The organism is Micromonospora sp. WMMD730 (assembly GCF_049178955.1).
Taxonomy (GTDB): domain Bacteria; phylum Actinomycetota; class Actinomycetes; order Mycobacteriales; family Micromonosporaceae; genus Micromonospora; species Micromonospora wenchangensis.
Window position 1 is genome coordinate 5139986 of sequence record NZ_JBMHML010000002.1, and the last position, 22498, is coordinate 5162483.

The 22498-nt window shown below is 73.9% G+C and carries 15 protein-coding genes; 4 read left to right on the top strand and 11 right to left on the bottom strand.

The genetic code is table 11. The annotated features are described in order from the left end of the window. Window positions 1–132: 132 nt before the first annotated feature. Complete coding sequence (locus ACN265_RS21930) at window positions 133–5598, top strand: carboxyl transferase domain-containing protein (RefSeq protein ID WP_421409212.1); 5466 nt, start codon at window positions 133–135, stop codon at window positions 5596–5598. Window positions 5599–5758: 160 nt separating this feature from the next. Here ACN265_RS21930 and ACN265_RS21935 read toward each other — a convergent pair whose 3' ends face one another. The 4 genes from ACN265_RS21935 to ACN265_RS21950 form a co-directional block, all read right to left on the bottom strand. Continuing rightward, window positions 5759–7411 carry a class I adenylate-forming enzyme family protein gene (locus ACN265_RS21935; RefSeq protein ID WP_421409214.1) on the bottom strand — a complete coding sequence of 551 codons (1653 nt, stop codon included), beginning with the start codon at window positions 7409–7411 and terminating at the stop codon, window positions 5759–5761. 149 nt (window positions 7412–7560) lie between these two features. After that, a complete protein-coding gene (locus tag ACN265_RS21940; RefSeq protein ID WP_204928179.1) occupies window positions 7561–8325 on the bottom strand; it encodes an ABC transporter permease in 765 nt (254 codons plus the stop codon). A gap of 25 nt (window positions 8326–8350) precedes the next feature. Beyond that, a complete protein-coding gene (locus ACN265_RS21945; protein WP_421409216.1) occupies window positions 8351–9331 on the bottom strand; it encodes an ATP-binding cassette domain-containing protein in 981 nt (326 codons plus the stop codon). Between the two features lie 93 nt (window positions 9332–9424). Next, window positions 9425–10606, bottom strand: a complete 1182-nt coding sequence (locus ACN265_RS21950) for a glycosyltransferase (RefSeq protein WP_421409218.1) — start codon at window positions 10604–10606, stop codon at window positions 9425–9427. A gap of 168 nt (window positions 10607–10774) precedes the next feature. Here ACN265_RS21950 and ACN265_RS21955 point away from each other — a divergent pair, with 168 nt between their 5' ends. Together ACN265_RS21955 and ACN265_RS21960 are read left to right on the top strand one after the other, a co-directional pair. Further along, complete coding sequence (locus tag ACN265_RS21955) at window positions 10775–11719, top strand: 3-oxoacyl-[acyl-carrier-protein] synthase III C-terminal domain-containing protein (protein WP_421409220.1); 945 nt, start codon at window positions 10775–10777, stop codon at window positions 11717–11719. A gap of 116 nt (window positions 11720–11835) precedes the next feature. Next, window positions 11836–12747 (top strand): 2-hydroxy-acid oxidase, encoded by a 912-nt coding sequence (locus ACN265_RS21960; protein ID WP_421409222.1) that lies wholly within the window; start codon window positions 11836–11838, stop codon window positions 12745–12747. Between the two features lie 84 nt (window positions 12748–12831). Here ACN265_RS21960 and ACN265_RS21965 read toward each other — a convergent pair whose 3' ends face one another. The 6 genes from ACN265_RS21965 to ACN265_RS21990 all read right to left on the bottom strand — a co-directional run bounded on the left by ACN265_RS21965 (window position 12832) and on the right by ACN265_RS21990 (window position 20138). Continuing rightward, window positions 12832–13857: an aminotransferase class I/II-fold pyridoxal phosphate-dependent enzyme gene (locus ACN265_RS21965; RefSeq protein WP_421409224.1), complete on the bottom strand. Its 1026-nt coding sequence runs from the start codon at window positions 13855–13857 to the stop codon at window positions 12832–12834. Window positions 13858–13863: 6 nt separating this feature from the next. Continuing rightward, complete coding sequence (locus ACN265_RS21970) at window positions 13864–15135, bottom strand: FAD-dependent oxidoreductase (protein WP_421409225.1); 1272 nt, start codon at window positions 15133–15135, stop codon at window positions 13864–13866. After that, window positions 15132–16832 carry a prenyltransferase/squalene oxidase repeat-containing protein gene (locus ACN265_RS21975; RefSeq protein ID WP_421409227.1) on the bottom strand — a complete coding sequence of 567 codons (1701 nt, stop codon included), beginning with the start codon at window positions 16830–16832 and terminating at the stop codon, window positions 15132–15134. The genes ACN265_RS21970 and ACN265_RS21975 overlap by 4 nt, the downstream gene beginning before the upstream one ends. After that, window positions 16829–17866: a UbiA family prenyltransferase gene (locus ACN265_RS21980; protein WP_420119792.1), complete on the bottom strand. Its 1038-nt coding sequence runs from the start codon at window positions 17864–17866 to the stop codon at window positions 16829–16831. The genes ACN265_RS21975 and ACN265_RS21980 overlap by 4 nt, the downstream gene beginning before the upstream one ends. Then, a complete protein-coding gene (locus ACN265_RS21985) occupies window positions 17863–18882 on the bottom strand; it encodes a polyprenyl synthetase family protein (protein ID WP_420119793.1) in 1020 nt (339 codons plus the stop codon). The genes ACN265_RS21980 and ACN265_RS21985 overlap by 4 nt, the downstream gene beginning before the upstream one ends. A 230-nt stretch (window positions 18883–19112) precedes the next feature. Next, window positions 19113–20138 (bottom strand): methyltransferase, encoded by a 1026-nt coding sequence (locus ACN265_RS21990; RefSeq protein WP_204928188.1) that lies wholly within the window; start codon window positions 20136–20138, stop codon window positions 19113–19115. Window positions 20139–20305: 167 nt separating this feature from the next. Between ACN265_RS21990 and ACN265_RS21995 the strand changes: the two genes are divergently transcribed. Then, a complete protein-coding gene (locus ACN265_RS21995; protein ID WP_204928189.1) occupies window positions 20306–21169 on the top strand; it encodes a TauD/TfdA dioxygenase family protein in 864 nt (287 codons plus the stop codon). A 48-nt stretch (window positions 21170–21217) separates the two neighbouring features. Here the strand turns inward: ACN265_RS21995 and ACN265_RS22000 are convergent, their stop codons facing one another. Beyond that, window positions 21218–22390, bottom strand: a complete 1173-nt coding sequence (locus tag ACN265_RS22000; RefSeq protein ID WP_421409231.1) for a cytochrome P450 — start codon at window positions 22388–22390, stop codon at window positions 21218–21220. Window positions 22391–22498 lie beyond the last annotated feature (108 nt).

The following is a 22498-nucleotide window of genomic DNA, read 5'->3' on the forward strand; positions in this document are numbered from 1 at the left end:
CCTACAACGGTCACCGCTCAGGGTTCGGTGATTACGACATGGCGCTACCGGCCGGCACGCGGAAGGGTGATCGCTGTCGGGGGTCGATGCCTTGCGGCGCGTACTCGTGGATCTACCGGAGGAGTCGGTCGGGTGTTCAGCCGTGTCGCCATCGTCAACCGGGGTGAGGCCGCGATGCGCCTCATTCACGCGGTCCGAGAGCTGGCCGCGCAGACCGACACTCCCATCGAGACGGTGGCCCTCTATACCGATGTCGACCGCACCGCGACCTTCGTCCGCGAGGCCGACATCGCCTACGACCTGGGGCCGGCGTCCGCCCGGCCGTACCTCGACCTGAAGAAGCTCGAACAGGCCCTGGTCGAGACCGGGGCCGACGCGGTGTGGGTCGGGTGGGGTTTCGTCGCCGAGGACCCGGCCTTCGCGGAGCTGTGCGAGAAGATCGGCATCACCTTCGTCGGGCCGAGCCCGGACGCGATGCGCAAGCTCGGTGACAAGATCGGCGCGAAGCTGATCGCCGAGGAGGTCGGCGTGCCGGTCGCGCCGTGGAGCCGGGGCGCGGTGGAGACCCTGGAGGCCGCGATCGCCGCCGCCGCCGAGATCGGCTACCCGCTGATGCTCAAGGCGACCGCCGGTGGTGGCGGGCGGGGCATCCGCGTGGTCACCAGCGACGCCGAGCTGGCCGACGCCTACCAGCGCACCAGCCAGGAGGCGGCCCGCGCCTTCGGCAGCGGGATCGTGTTCCTGGAGCGCCTGGTCACCGGCGCCCGGCACGTCGAGGTGCAGGTGATCGCGGACGGTCAGGGCACCGCCTGGGCGCTCGGCGTACGGGACTGCTCGGTGCAGCGGCGCAACCAGAAGGTCATCGAGGAGTCGGCCTCGCCGGTCCTCGGCCCGGAGCAGACGGCCGAACTCAAGTCCTCGGCCGAGCGGCTGGCCGTCGCGGTCGGCTACCGGGGTGCCGCGACCGTCGAGTTCCTCTACCACCCGGGTGACCGGCTGTTCGCCTTCCTGGAGGTCAACACCCGCCTCCAGGTGGAGCACCCGATCACCGAGCTGACCACCGGGTTCGACCTGGTCAAGGCGCAGTTGCACGTCGCGGCGGGCGGCCGGCTCGACGGGGTGCCGCCGGTGGAGCGCGGGCACGCCATCGAGGCCCGGCTCAACGCCGAGGACCCGGACCGCGACTTCGCCCCCGCCCCGGGCCGGATCGCCCGGCTGGACCTGCCCGCCGGCCCCGGCATCCGGGTCGACACCGGGGTCAGCGAGGGCGACACCATCCCGGCCGACTTCGACTCGATGATCGCGAAGATCATCGCGTACGGGCGGGACCGGGACGAGGCGCTCGGCCGGCTGCGCCGGGCGATGGCCGAGACCACGGTGATCATCGAGGGTGGCGCGACGAACAAGAGCTTCGTGCTCGACCTGCTCGACCAGCCCGAGGTGATCGACGCCAGCGCCGACACCGGCTGGATCGACCGGGTACGCGCCGAGGGCCGGCTCGTGTCGCACCGGCACTCCGCCGTCGCGCTCGCCGCCGCCGCGATCGAGGCGTACGAGGAGCAGGAGCAGGCCGAGCAGCAGCGGCTGCTGTCGACGGCGTTCGGCGGGCGGCCCCAGGTGCAGCACGCCAGCGGCCGGCCGTTGGACCTCAAGCTGCGCGGCGTCGGCTACCGGATGCGGGTGGCCCGGGTCGGCGCGCACCGGTTCCGGGTCGGCATCGAGGCCGGTGGCGACGTGCACACCGCCGACGTCGAGCTGGACCGGTTCGACAGGCACACCGGGCAGATCGCCGTCAACGGCGCCCGGTACCGGCTGCTCACCGGCACCCACGGCGCGATCCACCTGGTCGAGGTGGACGGCGTGACCCACCGGGTCGGCCGCGACGAGGGCGGCGTGGTCCGCTCGCCCATGCCGGCGCTGGTCGTCGCCACCCCGGTGGAGGTGGGCGCCGAGGTCGAGGCGGGCGCACCGGTGCTGGTGCTGGAGGCGATGAAGATGGAGACGGTGCTGCGGGCACCGTTCCGGGCCCGGCTCAGGGAGTGCGGCGTCTCCGTCGGCAGCCAGGTGGAGGCCGGCGCGGCGCTGCTGCGGCTGGAGCCGCTCGCCGACGACACCGACGACGCCCCGGTCGCCGAGGCCGCCGCGCCGGTCGCCCTGGACCTGCCCGCCGCGCCCGACCAGGCCCCGGCGGTCGAACGGTCCCGACGCGGCCAGGAGGACCTCCGTGGGCTGCTGCTGGGCTTCGACGTGGATCCGCACGACGACGGCCGGGTGCTCGACGAGTACCTCGCGGCGCGGCGGGCCGCCATCGAGGACGGCCACCGCCCGCTGGCCGAGGAGATCGACCTCGTCGACGTCTTCGCCGACCTCGCCGAACTCAGCCGCAACAGGCTGACCGGGGAGGACGGCAGCGGCGACAACCACGTCCCCAGCGCCCGCGAGCACTTCCACACCTACCTGCAGAGCCTCGACGTCGAGCGGGCCGGTCTGCCGGCGCACTTCCAGGCCAAGCTGGCCAAGGCGCTCGGCCACTACGGCGTCACCGAGCTGGACCGCTCCCCCGCCCTCGAGGCCGCCGTGTTCCGGATCTTCCTGGCCCAGCAGCGGGCGGCCACCGACGCCACGGTCATCGCGACGTTGCTGCGCGCCTGGCTGCGTGAGCCGCCGCCGGACGCGGTGCTGCGCGAGCCCGCCGGCCTCGCGTTGGAGCGGCTGGTGGCGGCGACGCAGGTGCGTTTCCCGGTCGTCGCCGACCTGGCCCGGGGGGTGGTGTTCGCCTGGTTCGCCCAGCCGCTGCTGCTGCGCAACCGCGCCCGGTTGTACGCCTCGGTCCGCCGGCACCTGCGTCACCTGGACGCGAACCCGGACGCGGCGGACCGCGCCGAGCGGGTCGCGGAGATGGTCCGCAGCACCGAACCCCTGGTGCGGGTGCTCGGCCAGCGGCTCGTGCGGGACCACCTCGACAACGCGGTGATGCTGGAGGTGCTGACCCGGCGGTACTACGGCAACAAGGGCCTGGCCGACGTGCGGACCCGGCGGGTGGCGGACTGCACGTTCGTGGTCGCCGAGCGGGCCGACTCCAGCCTGCTGTCCGCCGCCGTCCGGTTCGACGCGCTGGGCGACGCGCTACGTGGGCTCGCCGAGCTGGCCGGGGACGGCTCCGCCGTCGACGCCGACATCTACCTCGGCTGGGAGAACCAGCCGGAGGACTTCGACGCGATGGCCGCCGCGCTGCTGGAGGTCGTCAACGCGCACCCGCTGCCGGCCCAGGTCCGCCGGCTCACCACCACCGTCGCGGGGCGCGGCGGCGCGGTGATGCACCACCACTTCACGTTCCGCCCGTCGAGCACGGGGATGAGCGAGGAGCGGCTGATCCGGGGCCTGCACCCGTACATCGCGCAGCGGATGCAGTTGGAGCGGCTGCGCAAGTTCGACCTGACCCGGCTGCCGTCGTCGGACGAGGAGGTCTACCTCTTCCAGGCCGTCGCGCGGGAGAACCCGTCCGACGAGCGGCTCGTCGCGTTCGCCCAGGTGCGTGACCTGACCGCGCTGCGGGAGCACGACGGTCGGCTGGTCGCCCTGCCCACGGCCGAGGACATCGTCGCCACCTGCCTGGACTCGATCCGCCGGGCGCAGACCCGCCGCCCGTCCAAGACCCGCTTCAACACCAACCGGATCGTCATCTACGTCTGGCCGCCGAGCGACCTGACCCGCGAGGAGATGGAGATGATCGCCGGGCGGGTCCGCCCGACGACCGTCGGCGCGGGGCTGGAGGAGATCCTGTTCATCGCCCGGCAGCGCGACCGCCGGACCGGCGAGCTGAACAAGATCGCGGTACGGATCGCGTTCGACGCCACCGGCGGGGCCGAGCTGACGATGGGTGAGCCGCCGGTCGACCCGGTCGAGCCGCTCGACGACTACCGGCTGAAGGTGCTGCGGGCCAGCAGCCGCAACACGGTCTACCCGTACGAGCTGACCGGGCTGCTCGGCCAGTTCGTCGAGCACGACCTCGACGACGACCACGCGCTGGTGCCGGTGGACCGGCCCCGGGGGCGCAACACGGCGGCGATCGTCGCGGGCGTGGTCACCACGCCGACCCCGAGGCACCCGCAGGGCGTCACCCGGGTGGTGCTGCTGGGCGACCCGACCAAGTCGCTCGGCGCGCTCTCCGAGGCCGAGTGCCGTCGGGTGATCGCCGCCCTGGACCTCGCCGAGCGGTTGCAGGTGCCGCTGGAGTGGTACGCCCTGTCGGCCGGCGCGCGGATCTCGATGACGTCGGGCACCGAGAACATGGACTGGGTGGCGGCGGCGCTCAAGCGGATCGTCGAGTTCACCCAGGACGGCGGCGAGATCAACATCGTGGTCGCGGGGATCAACGTGGGCGCCCAGCCGTACTGGAACGCCGAGGCGACGATGCTCATGCACACCCGGGGCATCCTGGTGATGACGCCGGAGGCCGCGATGGTGCTCACCGGCAAGCAGTCGCTGGACTTCTCCGGCGGGGTGTCCGCCGAGGACAACTTCGGCATCGGCGGCTACGACCGGGTGATGGGCCCCAACGGGCAGGCGCAGTACTGGGCGCCGAACCTGACGGCGGCCCGGGACGTGCTGATGGCGTACTACGACCACACGTACGTCGCGCCCGGGGAGAGCGAGCCGCGCCGGGCGACCACCGTCGACCCGGTGGACCGGGACATCTCCGCCTTCCCGCACACCGTGGCGGGCAGCGACTTCACCACCGTCGGCGAGATCTTCTCCGCCACCGCCAACCCGGACCGCAAGAAGCCGTTCGACATCCGTACGGTGATGCGGGCGCTGTCCGACCAGGACCACCCGGTGCTGGAGCGGTGGGCGGGCATGGCCGACGCGGAGACCGCCGTGGTGCAGGACGTCCACCTCGGTGGCATCCCGGTCTGCCTGCTCGGCATCGAGTCGCGGTCGGTGCCCCGGCGGGGCTTCCCGCCCACCGACGGCCCGGACACCTACACTGCGGGCACCCTGTTCCCCCGCTCGTCCAAGAAGGCCGCGCGGGCGATCAACGCGGCCAGCGGCAACCGGCCGCTGGTGGTGCTGGCCAACCTGTCGGGCTTCGACGGCTCACCCGAGTCGATGCGCAAGCTGCAACTGGAGTACGGGGCCGAGATCGGCCGGGCGATCGTCAACTTCCGCGGGCCGATCGTGTTCTGCGTGATCTCCCGGTACCACGGTGGGGCGTTCGTGGTCTTCTCCAAGGCGCTGAACCCGAACATGACGGTGCTGGCGCTGGAGGGCTCGTTCGCTTCGGTGCTCGGCGGCGCCCCGGCCGCGGCGGTGGTGTTCTCCGGCGACGTCAACGCCCGTACGGCGGCCGACCTGCGGGTACGCGACCTGGAGGCGCGGGTCGCGGCGGCCACCGGCACCGAGCGTGCCGCGCTCACCGCCGAACTCGACGAGACCCGCGCGGCGGTCCGGGCGGAAAAGCTCGGCGAGGTCGCGGCGGAGTTCGACCGGGTGCACAACATCGGGCGGGCGGTGGAGGTCGGCTCGGTCGACGCGGTGATCCGGGCCGCCGAGCTGCGTCCCCGCGTCATCGAGGCGATCGAGTCCCGACTGGGCTGACGCCGGGGTGGGGCCGGCGGAACCCGCCGGCCCCGGCTACCCGCCCGGGGAGTGTCGTCGTGAACGGCCTTGTGCCCCACCCGCATGAACATGCCGGTGGGGCACAAGGCCGTTCGGACGTGTGCCCGGCCCGGCCACGGCGGGCGCAGCGGGCGACGGGTCAGCCGGTGCTGGCCGCCCCGGCGTCGGCCAGCAGCCGCTGGCGCATCAGGAACTTGCGGACCTTGCCCGTCGGCCCCATCACCACACCGTCGGCGGGCACCGTGACCACCCGCCGCAGCGTCGCGGCGACCACCGGGCCGAGCGCGGCGCGGACCTGGTCGGAGCGGTCGAGTTCCGGGTCGGCGTCCTCGGCGAGCACGAGCAGCACCTCGGTGACGGTCCGGTCGTCGGCCTCCCGGGCCGCGATGACCGTGCAGTCGCGGACGTCGGGGCAGTGCTTGAGGATGCGTTCCTCGGACAGCGCCGTGTAGAGCCAGTTGCCGTCGCCCAGGTCGACCGCGTCGCTGGCCCGGTCGACGTGGTGGTAGTTGCCGTCCGGGTCGCGGTACATCAGGTCACCGGTGAGGTAGTAGCCGCCCAGCCGGGTGCGGAACGTGTTGACCGAGTCGTTCCAGTACCCGAGCGCCAGGGTCGGCGACTTGAGCCCGACGTGCCCCACCTGCCCCTCGGGAACCTCCTCGCCGGTGGTGACGTCGAGCAGGGCGATCTGCGCGAACGGGTACGGCTTGCCGACGCATCGGTCGTAGTGGTCGCTGCCGAGGCGGTGGCTGATCCGGAACGCGCCGTGGCCCATCTCGGTGGAGCCGAGCATGTCGACGAACTTGGACCCGGGCACGTCCACCATGCCCTGCCGGGTGTACGCGGGGTGGCTGCCCACGGCGACCAACCGCCGCACGTGCGACTCGTGGGCGCAGTCCCCGGTGTTGAACCAGTTGCGCACGGAGCTCAGGTCGCGGGTGGTCAGGTCGTGGCGGGCCAGCTCGGACCAGGTCACCGCGAAACCGAAGACACCCGTCGGCCGCCAGCGTTCGATGGCGTCGAGGATCGTCTCGGCGCTGCTGGCGAACGGGCCACCCTGCGCCGACAGGTAGAGCAACTGGTAACTGTTGCACAGCGCCTGGTTGACCGTGATGATGCCGGCGGCGTGCGCGGCCGGCAGCACGGACAGCTCACGCACCTCGCCGTACGGGCGGGACTCGGTGAGCCGGACGGCCCGGATGGCGGCGAACAGGCCGTGGTGCGAGTGGGCGATCGCGGCCGGTACCCGGGTGGTGCCCGACGAGTGGGTGATGGCGACCGGGTCCTCGGGGTGGTGGCGGTAGTGCGGTGGAGCCTGGTCGGGGTCGCCGGTGCCGGTCTCGGCGGCGTCACCGAGGATCGGCACCCCGAGGTCGTGCCCGCGCAGCGCGGCGTGGTCGGCGTCGACGACGACCCCGACGCCGCGCAGCCGCCTGATGAACTCGGCCGCCAACTCGATCGGCATGTTGCCGTTCATCAGGGCCGGGATCGCGCCGAGCCGGTTGAGGGCGAAGAAGTTGAGGAACACGTCGGGCGCGGACGTCACGTAGATCGCGACCGGGTCACGCCAGCCGACGCCCCGCTGCCGGAACCAGTCGGCGCGGGCGGCGACCCGCTCGGTGAGGGTGGCCAGCGACAGCGGCGTCCAGGCGGGGATGCCGTCCACGTCGACGTCGAAGGTCACCCGGGGCAGGTCCGGGTCGGCGCCGTGTTCGGCGAGCCGGAGCAGCACGTTGCCGGCCCCCAGCTCCATGTCGGCCGCGAGCGTCGCCCGGAAGTTGTCGGCACCCAACGAGTTGTCTCCTCACCTGGCACGCTCACGGTCACCGCACCCCGGCGCAGCAGCCGATCTGGGACACGCTCAGGCTAGAGCGCCGATCACCTGCAGACAATGGCCAACATCAATCCTGGTCACACCGGTCCGGCCGACGGCGCTCCGGCTCAGGAGACCTCGCGGTTGAACAGGTGCGACGACCAGACCAGGCTGATCGCGGCCAGCACGATCATGATGAGGGCGCCCTGCCAGACCACGGGCTCGGTGATCTGCCCGTTGAACAACGCCCGCATGCCGTTGGTCGCCCACGAGAACGGGTTCCAGAACGCGACCTGTTGGATCCACAGTGGTGCCAGCACCAGGGGGATGAGCACCCCGGCGAGCAGCGAGATCGGCTGGCCGACGGTGTTGACCAGCACGCCGAGGCTGTTCTCGTTGCGCACCAGCAGCGCGATGTCGTACGAGATCGAGGTGCTCAGCAGCACCATCACCGACAGCAGCGCGTACGAGATGAGCAGGTTGCCCAGGTGCACCCGCAACCCGAACGGCAACGCCACGATCGTGATGATCACCGCCTGCACCACGTTCAGGCAGACGTGCATCAGGGCCCGGCCCAGCAGCAGACCGGTCCGGCTCACCGGGGTCACCCGGCACCTGTCGATGATGCCGGCGCGCAGGGCGCTGAGCAGCCCGTACCCGGCGAACAGGCCACCGAACAGGCCCATCGCCACGAACAGGCCGGGCACGTAGATGCGGTAGGCGTCGGCGTACGAGGAGGCACCCCGGTCGACCATCACCACCTTGAGGAACGGGGCGAACAGGATGAGGTAGGTGACCGGCTGGGCCAGGCTGAACGCCACCATCACCGGGTTGCGCACCATCAGGCCGACCTCCTGTTGGAAGATCAGCCAGGTGTCGCGGACCAGTTTCACTGCGGCTCCTCTCGTGCCGGCCGGTTCACTCCTCCAGAGAGCGGCCGGTCTTGGCCAGGAAGACGTCGTCGAGGCTCGGCCGGCGGGCCTCGATCGCCCCGGGCTCGATCCCCCGCGTCAACAGGGTGCGCATGATCTGCGGGATCGCCGTCGCGGCACTGTCCACATAGAGCCGCAGGGTGCCGTCGACCGCCTCCGACGAGTGCACGTACGGCTGCTCGGCCAGCAGCTTCGTGGCGATCGGCAGGTCGGCGTCGGCCGGGCCGTCGGTCACGTCGGCGCGGGTCAGGTCGATCGCGACCACGTCGCCGGAGATCTCCCGCTTGAGATCCGACGGGGTGCCCTCGGCGACGATCCGACCGCCGTCGATGATGGACAGCCGGTCGCACAGGGTGTCGGCCTCGTCGAGGTAGTGGGTGGTGAGGAAGACCGTCATGCCCTCCGCGCGCAGCCGCCGGACCTCCTGCCACATCCGTACCCGGCTGGGCGGGTCCAGCCCGGCGGTCGGTTCGTCGAGGAAGATGACCTGCGGAGAGTGGATCACCCCGAGCGCCACGTCGAGCCGCCGACGCTGCCCCCCGGAGTACGTCCTGATCCGCCGGTCGGCGAAGTCGTCGAGCTGGAACGCACCGATCGCCGCCTCGGCCCGGCGCTGCGCCTCGGCCTTGCCGAGGCCGTACAGCCGGGCCTGGAGCACCAGGTCCCGGCGGGCGGTCGAGTCGTCGTAGGTGCCGCTGGCCTGGGCCACGAAACCGATCTGCCGGCGCACCTGGGCCGGAGCCCGCAGCAGGTCGACGCCCGCGATCGACGCCCGGCCCCCGTCGGGGCGGATCAGCGTGGCCAGCATCCGCATGGTGGTGGACTTGCCCGCGCCGTTGGGGCCGAGGAACCCGACGATCTCGCCCCGCTCGACGGCGAAGTCCACCCCCCGCACCGCCTCGACGGTGCCGGCGTTGCGGCCACGGCCGACCCGGTAGGACTTGCGCAGGCCGGTGGCCTCGATCATCGAGCCTCCTCGGACGGGGACGACGCCGGGCCACGGGGTGTCGACCCACGGGGTGTCGACGGTGGACGGCGACACCCCTGCGGGTGCGTCAGGTCAGGCTAGTGTGGCCGTACCCGAAGGACAATGGTCGATGGGCCGGGCGGCCAGGGCGGCGAGGTGCCGGGCGGCGGCGGCCGCGCCACCGGCGGCGGCGAACGACTCGCCCACCCGGCGGGCCCCCGCCCGGTAGCCCGGATCGTCGAGTACGGCGGTGAGCGCGGCGGTGAGGTCCGCCGGGGTCGCCGAGGCGAACGCGACCTCGATTCCGGCGCCCGCATCGGTCACCTGGCGGGCCACCGTCGGGTGGTCGTGCCGGATCGGCGCGACGACCACCGGCACGCCGTGCGCCAACGCCTCGGTGACGGTGCCCAGCCCGCCGTGCGACACCACCGCGTCCAGCCGGGGCATCAACTCCAGCACCGGCACCCGGGGAGCGGCCAGCACGTGCGCGGGCGGATCGGGCAGCACGTCGGGCGAGGCGGTGACCACCACCTGCACCCGGTCGGCCAGGGCCGCCGTCGCCGCCATCATCCGCCGGTAGAAGTCCCGGGCCAGGTGCTCGGCCATCGTCCCGACGGTGACCAGCAGGTGCCGGCGGGTCGGGTCCCAGGCGGCCCAGTCGAAGGCCGGCGCGTCGGGGCGGTGACCCAGGGCCGGGCCGGTCAGCACGCACCGGGCCGGCAGCGGCGTCGCACCGGTCAGCGCCGTGCCGGTCAGCCCGAGCACCAGGTACGGCGAGAACCGCAGGTCGATCGCGTCGTCGACGGGCACGTCGGTCATCGCCCAGACCCGGGCCAGCTGCGCGCGCACGTAGTCGGTGAACCCGGGCAGGTCCGGCGGGGTGAGTTCCAGCGCGCCCACGCAGAAGGTCGCCCACGGCACCCCGTGCCGGTGCGCGGCCAGCGCGCCGGCCAGCGCGTACTGGTCGACGACGACGACGTCCGGCCGGTGGTCGGCGACCGCCCGGTCCACGGCGTCCCGGATGAACCGGTTGACCGGCAGCACGTGCCCCTCCCAGAGGCTGCGCACCGACGCCATGCCGGTCTCGCCGTCGAGGCGGAAGTACCGCTTACCGGTCGGGTAGAGCGTCGCGTCGGGGCCGATCAGCGGGCGCAGGTCGGTGCGGGGGCCGCACCACGCCACCTCGTGCCCGGCGGCCTGGAGCGCCTGGCCGATGGCGAGCGGGGCGTTGAGGTGCGACGCCACCGGCAGGACGACGAACAGGAAGCGGGCCACGTCGATATTCTGGCACGCGTTGACAGCGACGGACGCCGCTGATGGGATTCCTGCCGTGGCGGTCGACGAGCAACGCTCCCGGGTACGACCGTCCACTGTGCCATCCGACGGCAGGAGGGGTTCCGGCCCGGTCGCCGGCCACCTCCGGTCGACTCCGGTGCCGGCGGCATGACGGCGCTCGACGCGGTCGCGGTCCACCTGCCGCCGCACCGCGTCCCGATCGAGAGCCTGGCCGGCCCGCTGGAGCTGACCGAGATGCAGGTCCGGCTGTTCCGCCGGTTCCACGGTCTCGACCAGGTACGCCGCGATCCCGACCGGTCCCTGGCCGACCTGCTCCGGCACGCCGCCACCGGGCTCACCGCCCTGCGCGGGCAGGAACACCGGGTCCGGTTCGTGCTGTACGGGCGGGCGTTCCCCGTCGTCGTCCCGTACCCGGTCAACCCGTTGCACGACGTCTGCCGCGCGCTGGGGCTCGGCCACGCGGTCGCCTTCACCCTGACCCAGCAGTCCTGTGCCAGCGCGCTGCTCGCCATCGAGATGGCCGGTCGGCTGCTGGCCGCCGAGCCGGGGCCGCACCCGCCGGGCGGGGGACCGTTGGCGCTGGTGCTCACCGCCGAGAAGGCGTTCACCCGCGACGCCCAGTTCATCCCGGAGACCTCCGTGTTCAGCGAGGGGGCGTCGGCGTGCCTGGTCAGCCTCGACGGCCCCCGCGACCGGCTGCTCGGCTACGCGTGCCGGCAGCGGGGCGAGTTCGACGTCGCCGGTGGCGCGTCCGGCGCGCAGTTCCAGCGCGAGTACCGGCCGGCGCTGGCGGACGTCATCGGCCGGGCCCTCGCCGTGGCGGGGGTGGACCTCGACGACATCCGGCTGATCCTGCCGCACAACGTCAACGTGGTTACCTGGCAACGGTTGAGCCGGCTGATCGGGTTCCCCCGCGACCGGGTGCTGCTGGACAACGTCCGGGAGACCGGCCACGTGTTCTGCGCCGACGCGTTCACCAACTACCTGACCGCCCGCGACCGCGGCCTGCTGAACCCGGGTGACCGTTACCTGGTCGCGGCGGTCGGGGCCGGCGAGGGCGCGACCTTCGCCGCGATGGTCTTCGCCCATTGAGACCGCGACGGTCTTCGCCCGCCGAGACCGCGATGGTGTCGTCGCCCACTGACGCCGCGACGGTCTCCGCCCACCGGGACCGCGGGCCGGCCGGACACCGAGGAAGGAGCACCGCGATGGCGGTCCCGTCGACCGACCTGCACCTGATCCGGGCCGCCCGGCGGGTCTTCACCGGGCCGGCCACGCTGCTGGACGATCCGGACCAGCGGGCCCGGTCCGCCCGCTACCTGGCCGACCTGACCCACCCGTACGGGCTGGAACTGCCGGACGGCCCGGGGCAGGAGGCGCTGGGCCGGTCCCACGCGGAGATGGCCGAGGCGCTGATCGGGGCGCTCGTGCCGCCGGAGGAACCGGTCGACCTGCTCGTGCTGGCGTTCGCCCGGCACGACGTGCTGCCCGGCCGGGCCACCGCCACCTACCTGAGCCACCTCTGCCCGGGGACGCCGCTCTCCTTCGCCGTCTGCGACCAGGGCCCGGCGGCGGTCGTCAGCGGTCTCCGGCTCGCCCACGCGTACGCGTCCCCGGGCGACCGCACGACGGCCCTGCTGATCGCCGTCGACCAGGCCGTGCTTCCCTACCGCACGCCGACGCCCGCCCCGGCCCGGCAGCAGGCCGTCGCCATGCTCTACCGCACCGCCCCGGTGGCCGGGTCGGTGCCGGAGCACACCGGCGACGTGGTGCACGCCCCGGCCCGGATGACGGTGCTCCGCCAGCATCCGGACGTGGCGGCCGGCGACGTCGCGGCGCTGGCCGGGTCCGAACTGGCCGCGCTGTCGGCGGGCCGGCCCGACGCCCGGATGGTGCTCGGCGTCGACCTCGCGGCGGCCTGGCCGGCGCACCCGACCGACGGGGTGACCGTCGCCCCGCCGGGCCAACCGGTCACCGGACCGTGGTGGACCCTGCTCGACGTCCTCGCCGCCGACCCGGACCGGTCCCGGCCGGTGCTGACCGCCGACTACGACCCCGACCTGCGCTACCTCTGCCTGACCGGCTGGGAGACCACGCCGGCCGACACCCGGCCCCGCTGACCGGACCCCGCCGCCCGTCAGTCGCCGGCGGCCCGTCGATCACCGGCCCCTGCGATCACCGGGCCGTCGATCACCGGCGGCCCGTCAGTCGCCGGCGGCCAGGATGGTCCGGGCGACGGCGCACAGCCGCTCGTTCGCCTCGTCGGTGCCGACGGTGATCCGGACCCCCGCGCCGGGCAGCGCCATCACCAGGATGCCGGCGTCGCGGGCCCGCTCGGCGAACGGCACCGCCCGCTCCCCCAGCGGCAGCCAGACGAAGTTCGCCTCGCTGGGGGCCACGGTGAGGCCGATCCCGCGCAGCCCGTCGATCAGCCGGACCCGTGCGGACGCCAGGTCGGCGCAGCGCCGGGTCAGCTCGGGGGTGACCGCCTCGTCGAGGCTCGCCACCGCCGCCGCCTGGGCCAGGGTGTTCGGGAAGAACACCGCGCCCACCATGCCGGCCAGCGGCGTCACCCGGGGTGGCACCACCGCGTAGCCGACGCGCAGCGCGGCCAGCCCGTACGCCTTGGAGAAGGTGCGCAGGACGCAGACGTTGTCGTGGGCGCGGAACAGGTCCATCCCGTCGGGCACCTGCGGGTCGGTGACGAACTCCCGGTACGCCTCGTCGATGATCACCGGTACGTCGGCCGGGATCCGGGCCAGGAACGCCTCGATCTCGTCGCGGTGCAGCACCGCCCCGGTCGGGTTGTTCGGGTTGCACAGCAGCACGCACCGCGTCTGGTCGGTCACGGCGGCGGCCATCGCCGGCAGGTCGTGGCGGTAACCGTCCATCGGCACCGGTACACCCCGGGCCCCGACGTTGCGGATGATCAGCGGGTAGCCCTCGAAGGACAGCGCCGGGTGCACCACCTCCGGGCGCGGCCCGAGCGCCTGGACGAGGTGCTGGCACAGCCCGGCCGAACCGGGCCCGACGAGGATCGACTCCGGTCCCACGCCCAGCCGCGCGGACAGCGCGCCCCGCAACGCGGCGGCGGTCCGGTCCGGGTACCGCTGGAGGGCGGCGGCCCCGTCCTCGACGATCCGCCTGATGCTCGGCAGCGGCGGGTACGGCGTCTCGTTCATCGACAGGTCGGCCGGCGGCTGGGTGCCGACGGGGGTGGCAGTGGTCATCGTCGCTCACTTCGTCGCGGGGCCGGCGGAAACAGGTGGCTGGGCGTGCCGGTCGGTGAGCAGCCCGAGCTGGTACATCCGGTCGACCAGGGACAGCGGTCGGACGTTCGTGCCGGACAGGTTGCCGGCGGTGAGCCCGAGCAGCCGGGGGTTGGCCGCGGTGCGCCGCATCATCCGCGCCCCGAGCAGCCGGGGCAGCCCCGACACGCTGGTGATCATGCGGGCGGCGTTGTGGCTGACCGTGGCGACGTGGTCGAGCTGGGGCCGGCGGGCGGCGTCGAAGTCCCGCAGCGCCCGGTCCACGGCCGCATCGTCCAGGCCCCCACCGGCGGCGAGGCCGGACGCGAGGGTCTCGGCGTCGGCGAGGGAGCTGTTCACGCCCTGCGCCGCCATCGGGTGCACCGCGTGGGCGGCCTCCCCGAGCAGGGCCAGCCCGGGCACGGTCAACCGTGCCGCCCGCAGCCGGTAGACGGCGAGGAGCTGCCGCCGGTGCAGGTTCGCCCGCAGGGCCGCACCCAGCGGCCGGATGGCCGGCACCCCGGCGAGCAGCCGGTCGCACCAGTCGGCCAGGTCGGCGGCGCTGCGGCCCCGGAACTCGTCCGGGGTCACCTGGACGTAGACCCGGCACCGCCCGCCGGGCAGCGGGTAGACCAGGCACAGGCCCCGCTCGGTGCGGTAGGCCGACACCTCGTCGGCCACCTGGACCCCGGGCACGTCGAAGGCGACCAGGCCGTGCGGGTACTCCCGCCGCTCGACGTCGATGCCGACGGCCTTGCGCAGCGGCGAGGACATCCCGTCGGCGGCGACCACCAGCGCCGCCCGGATCTCCTGCTCGCCGTCGTCGCCGGTGACCCGGACCCCGGTTACCCGGCCGTCGGCGGCGCGCAGCGGGCCGGTGACCCGCTGCCCCCACCGGATCTCGACGCCGGCGGGCAGCCCGTCGGCGAGCACGGCACGCAGATCGCCGTAGTCGGCGCAGAGGATCTGCCGGTATCCGCCGGGCAGGGTGCCGTAGTCGAGGGCGAGCAGCGGACGGCCCTGCGGGTCACGGATGGCCAGCCGGTCGACCGGGCACGCGCCGGTGGCCCGCAGGGCGTCGAGCACGCCCCAGCCGTCCAGGATGCGTACCGTCTCGGGTTGCAGGATCTCGCCCTTGGCGATCGACGCGGGGGTGCGTTGCCGGTCGAGCACCAGCACCCGCAGCCCCCGCGCGCCGAGCGCGCGGGCGGCGGCGAGACCGCCGGCCCCGGCACCGACCACGACGACGTCGGCGCTCATCGGGCGACCGCACCGGGTGTGACGCCCGCCCGGCCGGCGACGGTACGCCGGTACTCACCGAGCGCCCGCAGCGCCACCGCCTGGGTGATCACCGCGTTGGGGTAGCGCAGGTGGTGGCGGATGTAGTTGCAGACCCGGGTGGCCGGCCAGCCACCGTCGGGCCCGGCGGCGGCGAGCAGCCAGGAGACCCCCCGGTCGACCGCGTCGGCGGCCTCCGGGTCACCGCTTGCCAGCAGCCCCTGCACGGCCCAGCCGGTCTCCTCGACCGACCCGGCGGTGCCGTCGCCCGGCCCCCACGACCCGTCGGGCAGTTGGGTGTCGCGCAGCCAGCGCACCGCCCGCCGGACCACGTCGTGCCGGGCGTGGCCGACCCGGGACAGCGCCGCCACCACCACCGCCGTGCCGGAGGTGTGGTCGCGGTACCAGAGGTTCTCGTAGCTGCCGTCGGGGCGCGCGGCGGTCAGCAGCCAGGCCGCCCCGGCGGCGACCGCCGGGTGGTCGTCGGGGTGCCCCGCGTCGTGCAGGGCGAGCACCGCCTGGCTGGTGATGGCGGGGCAGGGGCCGTCGTTGGCGAGCTTGGTGTCGCGCACCCACAGGCTCCACGAGCCCCGGCTGTCCTGCCGGCCGACGAGCCAGTCCACGCCGCCGCGCAGCACCGGGTCGGTGTCGGCGTCGGGATAGCCGGCGAGCGCCGACAGGATCTCGGCGGACTCCAGCGTCACCGGCCAGCCGCCCACGTTGGAGTAGCTCCACCCGCCCGGTGGCACGTCCAGCACCGTGAACGCGGTCGGCTTCTGGGTGGCGTGGAAGAACTCGCGGGTGGGGCGTAGCCGGGGGTCGGCGGCGTACCCGGCGGCGATCAGCCCGGTCACCGCGTACCCGGAGCGGGTCAGGTCGAGGTTGGCCACCGCGTCCCAGGCGCCGTCGGGACGCACCGCGCGGCGCAGCCAGCCCACCACGGCGGTGGCGATGTCGGGGGCCTCGCCTGCGCGGGCCAGGCCGAGCAGGACCAGGGCGGCGGGCCACGGGTCCTCGCTCAACGCGCCGGTGCGGCCCTCGTGGTCGTAGATCGCGCGCAGCAGCCGCAGCGCCGCCGGACGGGCCCGCCGCAGGGTGGCCCGGCGCAACCGGCCGGTGGGCAGCAGGTCGGCCTGCATCAGGGCCAACCCGATGAACGGCGCGGTACGGAACGACAGGCGCTGGCGGCGGACCCGGTCGAACAGGACGATCTCCAGCGGCAGCCGGCGCAGCGGGCCCGCCTCGGCGGTCAGCCCGGCCATGGTGAGCAGTTGCCGGCAGAGCAGTGAGATGGCCGGGTCGGTGACCGTGTCGACACCCCCCATCGCGGCCAGCCGGGCGCGGCCGGCCGTGATCGCCTCGGCGCTGGCCCCGGGTGCGGTCAGGGCCAGGGCGGCGACCGCGACGGCGGTGGCGACGACCTCGCTGTCGGCCCCCACCACGCCGCCCCAGCCGCCGTCGTCGTGCTGCTGCCGGCGCAGCCACGAGGTGCCGGCGTCGACCAGGTCGGCGCTGCCCACCGGGTCGGCGGCGTGCAGGGCGGCCACCGTACCGGCGGTGCCGAGCACCGAGGCCGGCGGGTCGTCGCCGAAGACCCCGTCGGGACGCTGCCGGCGCAGCAGCGCCTCCGCGCCGCGGGTGATGGCCCGGTCGAGGGCCTCGGTGGGCACAGCGGTCATGACACGTCCTCCATGGCGGCTCGACGGGGGGTGGCCAGCGCCAGCTCGGGTCGTCCGGTGCCGAGTTCGTGCCCGGCGCGCATCATCCGCTGCGCCCACCAGGTCAGGGCGACCATCGGCACCGCCAGCAGCAGTTGCGGGCCGATCCCGAGCCCCAGCCCGACCAGGGCCGAGGCCAGCACCACCCGCTCGACCACCAGGACGGCGTGCGCCCGCAACGCCACCAGCACGGGCATGTCGGCGCGGTGCGCGACGAGCGGGGCCAGGGCGACGCCCCCCAGTGCCACCACGACGGCAAGCGTCGCCAGGTAGCCGGCCCGCCGGGCCGGGTCGGCCAGCAGCCCGGCGACCAGCGCGGCGGTGACGGTGCCGGCGTAGAGGGCCAGCACCGTACGCACCGCGAACGGGGCGCCCCGGCGGACCGGCAGGGTGCGGTAGCCGCCGGCCCGGTCACCGTCCATGTCGCGCAGCGCACCGACCAGGTTGGACATGGTGTCGTGGGCCCAGAACGCGAGCATCGAGGCGAGCAGCACCGGCACCGCCGACGGCCGTTGCGGGGACAGCCCGACGGTCAGCGTGCCGTAGAGCAGCGCGATCGCGCCCAGCGCGCCCCGGACCAGGTTGCCGGCGATGCCGCGCGCCTTGCACCAGCGGCTGTAGGCGACGATGCCGAACGCGGCGAGCACGGCCGCCGAGGTGGTGCCCCAGCCCCCGAGCACCGCCAGCAACGCGAGGACGGCGAAGCAGGCGCAGCCGCACCACAGCGCCGTACGGGCGGCCAGCCGGCCGGACGGGATCGGGCGGTGCGGTTTGCTGCCGGCGTCGAGGTCCCGGTCGAAGTAGTCGCCGAGGTAGTGGCCGCCGAGCCAGCCGGCGGTCGGGGCGGCCCAGGCCGACAGCAGCAGCCACGGGTGGTGCGGCCCGTCGGCCAGGGCCGCACCGGCGAGGCCGACCAGCCCGACGTACCACAGGGTGTAGGGCCGCCAGGTCTCGACGTGGGCCCGCAGCGCCCGTACCGCGCCGGCGGCGCTCACGCCGTCTCGCTCGTCATCCAGTGCGCGATGCCGGCGAGCACGGTGGCGCTGGGGGACGGGGCGAGCCCGGCCAGCTCGGCCAGTGCCCGCTCGGCGTGCTCCACCATCTGCCGGCGGGCGTTGCGTACCGCGTCGACCTCGGCGAGCAGGCCGGCGACCCACTCGACGTCCCCGGGGCCGGCCCCGCGCCGGTGCAGCACCGCCATCAGTTCCACCCGGCCGGCGTCGGTGGCGGCGTCGTAGGCGAGCAGCAGCGGCAGGGTGGGCCGGCCGTTGTTGAGGTCGCTGGTGGCCGGCTTGCCGGTCTGTTCCGGGGTGGCCACGTAGGACAGCAGGTCGTCGCGGATCTGGAAGGCGACGCCGAGGTGCTCGCCGTAGCGGGCCAGTGCGGCGGCGACCTGCGGTTCGGCCCCGCCGAGCAGCGCGCCGACGTGGCACACGGCGCGGAACAGCGCGCCGGTCTTGAGCCGGATCATCTCGGCGTAGCTGCGGGCGCCCTCGTCGAGGTCGCCGACGAGCTGCGTCTCGAGCATCTGCCCCCGGCACAGGTCCCGGCCGGCCTCGGCCAGGGCCGCGACGGCGGCGGCGACGTGCCCGGCCGGCACGGCGGCCCCGGACTCCACAATGGACTGGAAGGCCGTGAAGATGAGGTGGTCGCCCACCACGATGGCGTTGGGGATACCGAAGGCGACAGGCACCGCCGGGCGACCCCGACGCAGCGTGTCGGCGTCGATGATGTCGTCGTGCACGAGCGTCGCGACGTGCAGGTACTCCATCCCCAGCGCGGCCGGCAGGACGTCGGCCGGCGAACCGCCCACCGCCTCCGCCGCGTGCAGCGTCATCATCGGACGGAGCAGTTTGCCCGCCGGCAGAAGGGCGTAGCGGGCGATGCCGACCAACGGGTCGGTCGACTCCGGCCACCGGCGTCCGAGTTCCGCGTGCAGCAGCCGCCCCGATTCGCTGCGGGCAAGGTCGTCGATGAAGGGCGGATATCGCGTGAAACCAGTAACCGTCATAGCGTGTCGACCCTTTCGCAAAGGCTCGGCCCAGCCGGCACGCGAGACGTTACCTGCCGGTCCGTCCATGAACAACCTTCGGAAAACTGCGCTCGCTATGGAGAAACACGAATGTCACGAACCTATTCACCGGCAAATCGGTCGATGCCAGAGAAATCCGCTGAACTGCTTACCGTGCGTCACACGGCACCGCGAAAACAGGTACGAACGTCGGATCACCCGTCGGCGGATCAGGCGTCCACAGCGAACTCCAACAGCGTCAGTCCCCCGGTGCCGCGGTAGGTCCCGACCGGTTTCAGACCCGCCGCCGCCGCGAGCGCCACGTGCTCGGCCACCCCCCGCTCGCGGCCGCCCACCAGCACCAGCATCTGCAGGTCGTACGGCGAGCGGTGCGGCACGTACGGGTCGGTCGGCAGCACCTCCACCACCAGCACCCGACCGGTGCGCCCGGCCGCCTCGGCGCACCGGCGCAGGATCGCCGTCGCGTGCCTGTCGCTCCAGTCGGTCAACGCCCGGGACACCACGTACACGTCGGCCCCGGCCGGCAGCTCGGCGAAGAAGTCCCCGACCACGGCGTCGACCCGGTCGGTCAGCCCGTGCGCGGCGAACGTCGCGGTCGCCGTCGCCACCGGCTCGTCGCGGTCGACCAGGGTGCCCCGCAGGTGCGGGTGGGTCGTCAGCAGCTCCCGCAGCAGCCCGCCGGCACCCCCGGCGACGTCGGTCACGTGGCCCACCCGCTGCCACGGGTAGAGCGCCGCCACCTGCGGCGCGGTGAACCGCTGCTGGCTGAGCATCAGCGCGTCGAAGTAGGCCCGGTAGGACGGGTGCGCGTCGAGGTCGGCCCAGAAGTCCCGCCCGTGCACCGCCTGGTAGCCCGGTCCGCCGGTGCGCACCGCGTGCGGCAGCCCCGTGTAGGCGAGGTCCATCCGCGCCCCGAGACCGTCGAGGTCGAGGTAGCCGCCGTGGCCGCCGCCGTCGCGCTCACAGAGCAGCTCGCCGACGTCGGTCAGCGCGAACACGTCGGGCGCGGTCTCCACGAACACACCCCGGTGGACCAGGTAGCGCAGCAGCCGGCCGAGCGCGTCCGGGTCGGCGTCGCAGGCGGCGGCCAGCTTGTCCAGACCGGTCACGCCGGCCGCGATCCGCTCCGGCACCCGCAGGGTGACCGCCGTGCGTACGGCGAACGGGGTGGCCAGGTCGGTCAGCCGGCCGAGCCGGGCCGCCGGATCGTCATCGGTCGAGGTCTCGATCGTCACCGGGACAGCCCCCCGTCGCGCCGCGCGTCCACGATGGCCGTGGCCTCCGCCGGCCCGAATGCTCCCAGGGACGGCGCGACGGCGTCAATATCAACGGTGGAGATCCCATTCACCGGCGTGGAACAATGCGCCGACGGGCCCGGGTGCCCAGACCGGAGGAAGCACCGATGACCACGTCCCTCGTGCCGCAGGTACGGCTCGTCGCGGGCGCCCTGGGCGCCGAGGTCCACGGCATCGACCTGAACACCCTGACCGACGAGGGATTCGCCCACCTGCACCGGCTGCTGCTCGCGCACCAGGTGGTCTTCGTCGCCGGGCAGACCGCGCTGACGCCGCAGGCGCACATCGCCTTCGGCCGGCGTTTCGGCGAGGTCGAGCTGCACCCGTACCTGCCCCGGCTGGCGGGGCACCCGGAGATCGTCCTGATCGACTCCGAGGACGGCGGCAAGGTGGACGTCTGGCACACCGACATGACCTTCCACCAGAGCCCGCCGATCGCCTCGATCCTGCACCTGGTGCAGCTGCCCGAGACCGGCGGCGACACCATGTGGACCAACCAGTGCAAGGTGTACGAGGCGCTCTCCGCCCCGATGCGGGACCTGCTCGACGGGTTGACCGCCATCCACGTCATCCGGATCGGCACCGAGTTCACCAGCCGGGCCGAACACCCGGTGGTCCGGGTGCACCCCGAGACCGGCCGCCGCTCGCTGTACGTCAACCGGCTGTTCACCTCGCACATCCCGCAGTTGAGCCGCAACGAGAGCGACGCGCTGCTGGAGTACCTGTTCGCCTTCTCCGAGGGCCCCCAGTTCACCTGCCGGTACCGCTGGCGGGTGGGTGACGTCGCGATCTGGGACAACCGGGTCACCCAGCACTACGCGATCAACGACTACGCGGGCGTGCGGCGCGGGCAGCGGATCACCGTGCTCGGCGACCACCCGACCGGCGACGCGCCCCGGTGGGAGCACTACGTCGCCGCGCCCGGCCAGCGCTACTGGCCCGACCGGGTCAACGCGGTGGAGAGCTACTGACCGCCGGCGCCTGCGGGGTGGCCGCGCCGGCCGGTGACCGGGGCGGCCTCACCAGGTGACCGGGAACGACGCGATGCCGCCGTTCATCCGGTCGTGCCGCCAGGGGATCCCGTCGAGCGGCACGGCGGGGGCCAGTCCCGGCAGCCGCCGCAGCAGCTCGCCGATGGACAGCTCCACCTGCATCCGGCCGAGCGCGGTGCCCAGGCAGAAGTGCGGCCCGAAGCCGAAGGTGAGGTGCGGTGCGGCCGGCACCCGGTCGATGTCGAACACGTTGGGGTCGGGGAAGACGCGCGGGTCGCGGTTGCCGGCCCACGGGATCGCCATCACGCAGTCCCCGGCGCGCATCGCCACCCCGCCCAGGGTGAGGTCCTCGCGGACCACCTGGACCCGGAACATGCTGCTCACCGACGTGTACCGGAGGATCTCGTCGGTGGCCGAGGAGAGCTTGGCCGGGTCGGCCCGCAGCTTCGCCAACTGCTCGGGGTGCTGGAACAGCGCGCGCAGCCCGGCGCTCGTGGAGTTGATCTCCAGCCCGCCGAGCAGCACCCCCATCGCCAGCTCCACCAGTTCCGCGTCGTCGAGTTCGTGCGCGTCGCGGCCCAGCACCCAGGCCGAGAGCAGGTCGTCGCCGGGGTTCGCCCGCTTGCCCGCCAGCTGCCCGGCCAGGTACGCCCGCAGCTCCGCCTGCGCGGCGGCGGCGTCGGCGGACCCGTACGCGGTGACCGAGTTCAGGCCCTCGATCCAGCCGTAGAACCGGGGCCGGTCGGCCACCGGCACCCCCAGCACGTCGCAGACCACGTGGACCGGCAGCGGCGCCACCAGCGCGGCGACCAGGTCGGCGGGGCGGGGACCGGCCAGCAGGTCGTCGATCAACGCGTCGACCAGCCGGCGTACCCGGGGGCGGAAGGTGTCGATGCGGCGGGCGGTGAAGGCCCGGCTGGCCACCCGGCGGACGACCGCGTGCGCCGGACCGTCCATGTTCAACTCGCGGGGTCCGCCGCCGTCGGGGGTCCCGGTCGCGCCCAGCGGCAGCCGGGAGAACCGGGGGTCGGCCAGTACCGTGCAGCAGTCGTGGTAGCCGAGCACCAGCCAGGCGGGCCGCCCGTCGGGCAGCCGCACCCGGCTGACCGGCTCGGCCACCACCATGTCCAGCAGTTCGGTGGGCAGGTCGCCGGTGAACGGCGCGAAGGGGTAGTCCCGCAGCTCCGAGACGACGGTCATGGCGAGCTACCCACCTGTCGGTCGGCGGTCCACATCGGGCACCGGTAAGACTCGGTCATCGGTACGGCCGGCGTCAATATCCATTGGTCGCCGCGACGATCTTCCGGG

What these genes read in the sequence shown, in the direction of transcription:
- ACN265_RS22000 (WP_421409231.1), bottom strand. Translation starts at nt 22,390, where the DNA reads ATGACCGTCGTCTCGGAGCTGCGGGACTACCCCTTCGCGCCGTTCACC.
- ACN265_RS21960 (WP_421409222.1), top strand. Translation starts at nt 11,836, where the DNA reads ATGGCGGTCCCGTCGACCGACCTGCACCTGATCCGGGCCGCCCGGCGG.
- ACN265_RS21955 (WP_421409220.1), top strand. Translation starts at nt 10,775, where the DNA reads ATGACGGCGCTCGACGCGGTCGCGGTCCACCTGCCGCCGCACCGCGTC.
- ACN265_RS21965 (WP_421409224.1), bottom strand. Translation starts at nt 13,857, where the DNA reads ATGACCACTGCCACCCCCGTCGGCACCCAGCCGCCGGCCGACCTGTCG.
- ACN265_RS21995 (WP_204928189.1), top strand. Translation starts at nt 20,306, where the DNA reads ATGACCACGTCCCTCGTGCCGCAGGTACGGCTCGTCGCGGGCGCCCTG.
- ACN265_RS21945 (WP_421409216.1), bottom strand. Translation starts at nt 9,331, where the DNA reads ATGATCGAGGCCACCGGCCTGCGCAAGTCCTACCGGGTCGGCCGTGGC.
- ACN265_RS21975 (WP_421409227.1), bottom strand. Translation starts at nt 16,832, where the DNA reads ATGACCGCTGTGCCCACCGAGGCCCTCGACCGGGCCATCACCCGCGGC.
- ACN265_RS21985 (WP_420119793.1), bottom strand. Translation starts at nt 18,882, where the DNA reads ATGACGGTTACTGGTTTCACGCGATATCCGCCCTTCATCGACGACCTT.
- ACN265_RS21970 (WP_421409225.1), bottom strand. Translation starts at nt 15,135, where the DNA reads ATGAGCGCCGACGTCGTCGTGGTCGGTGCCGGGGCCGGCGGTCTCGCC.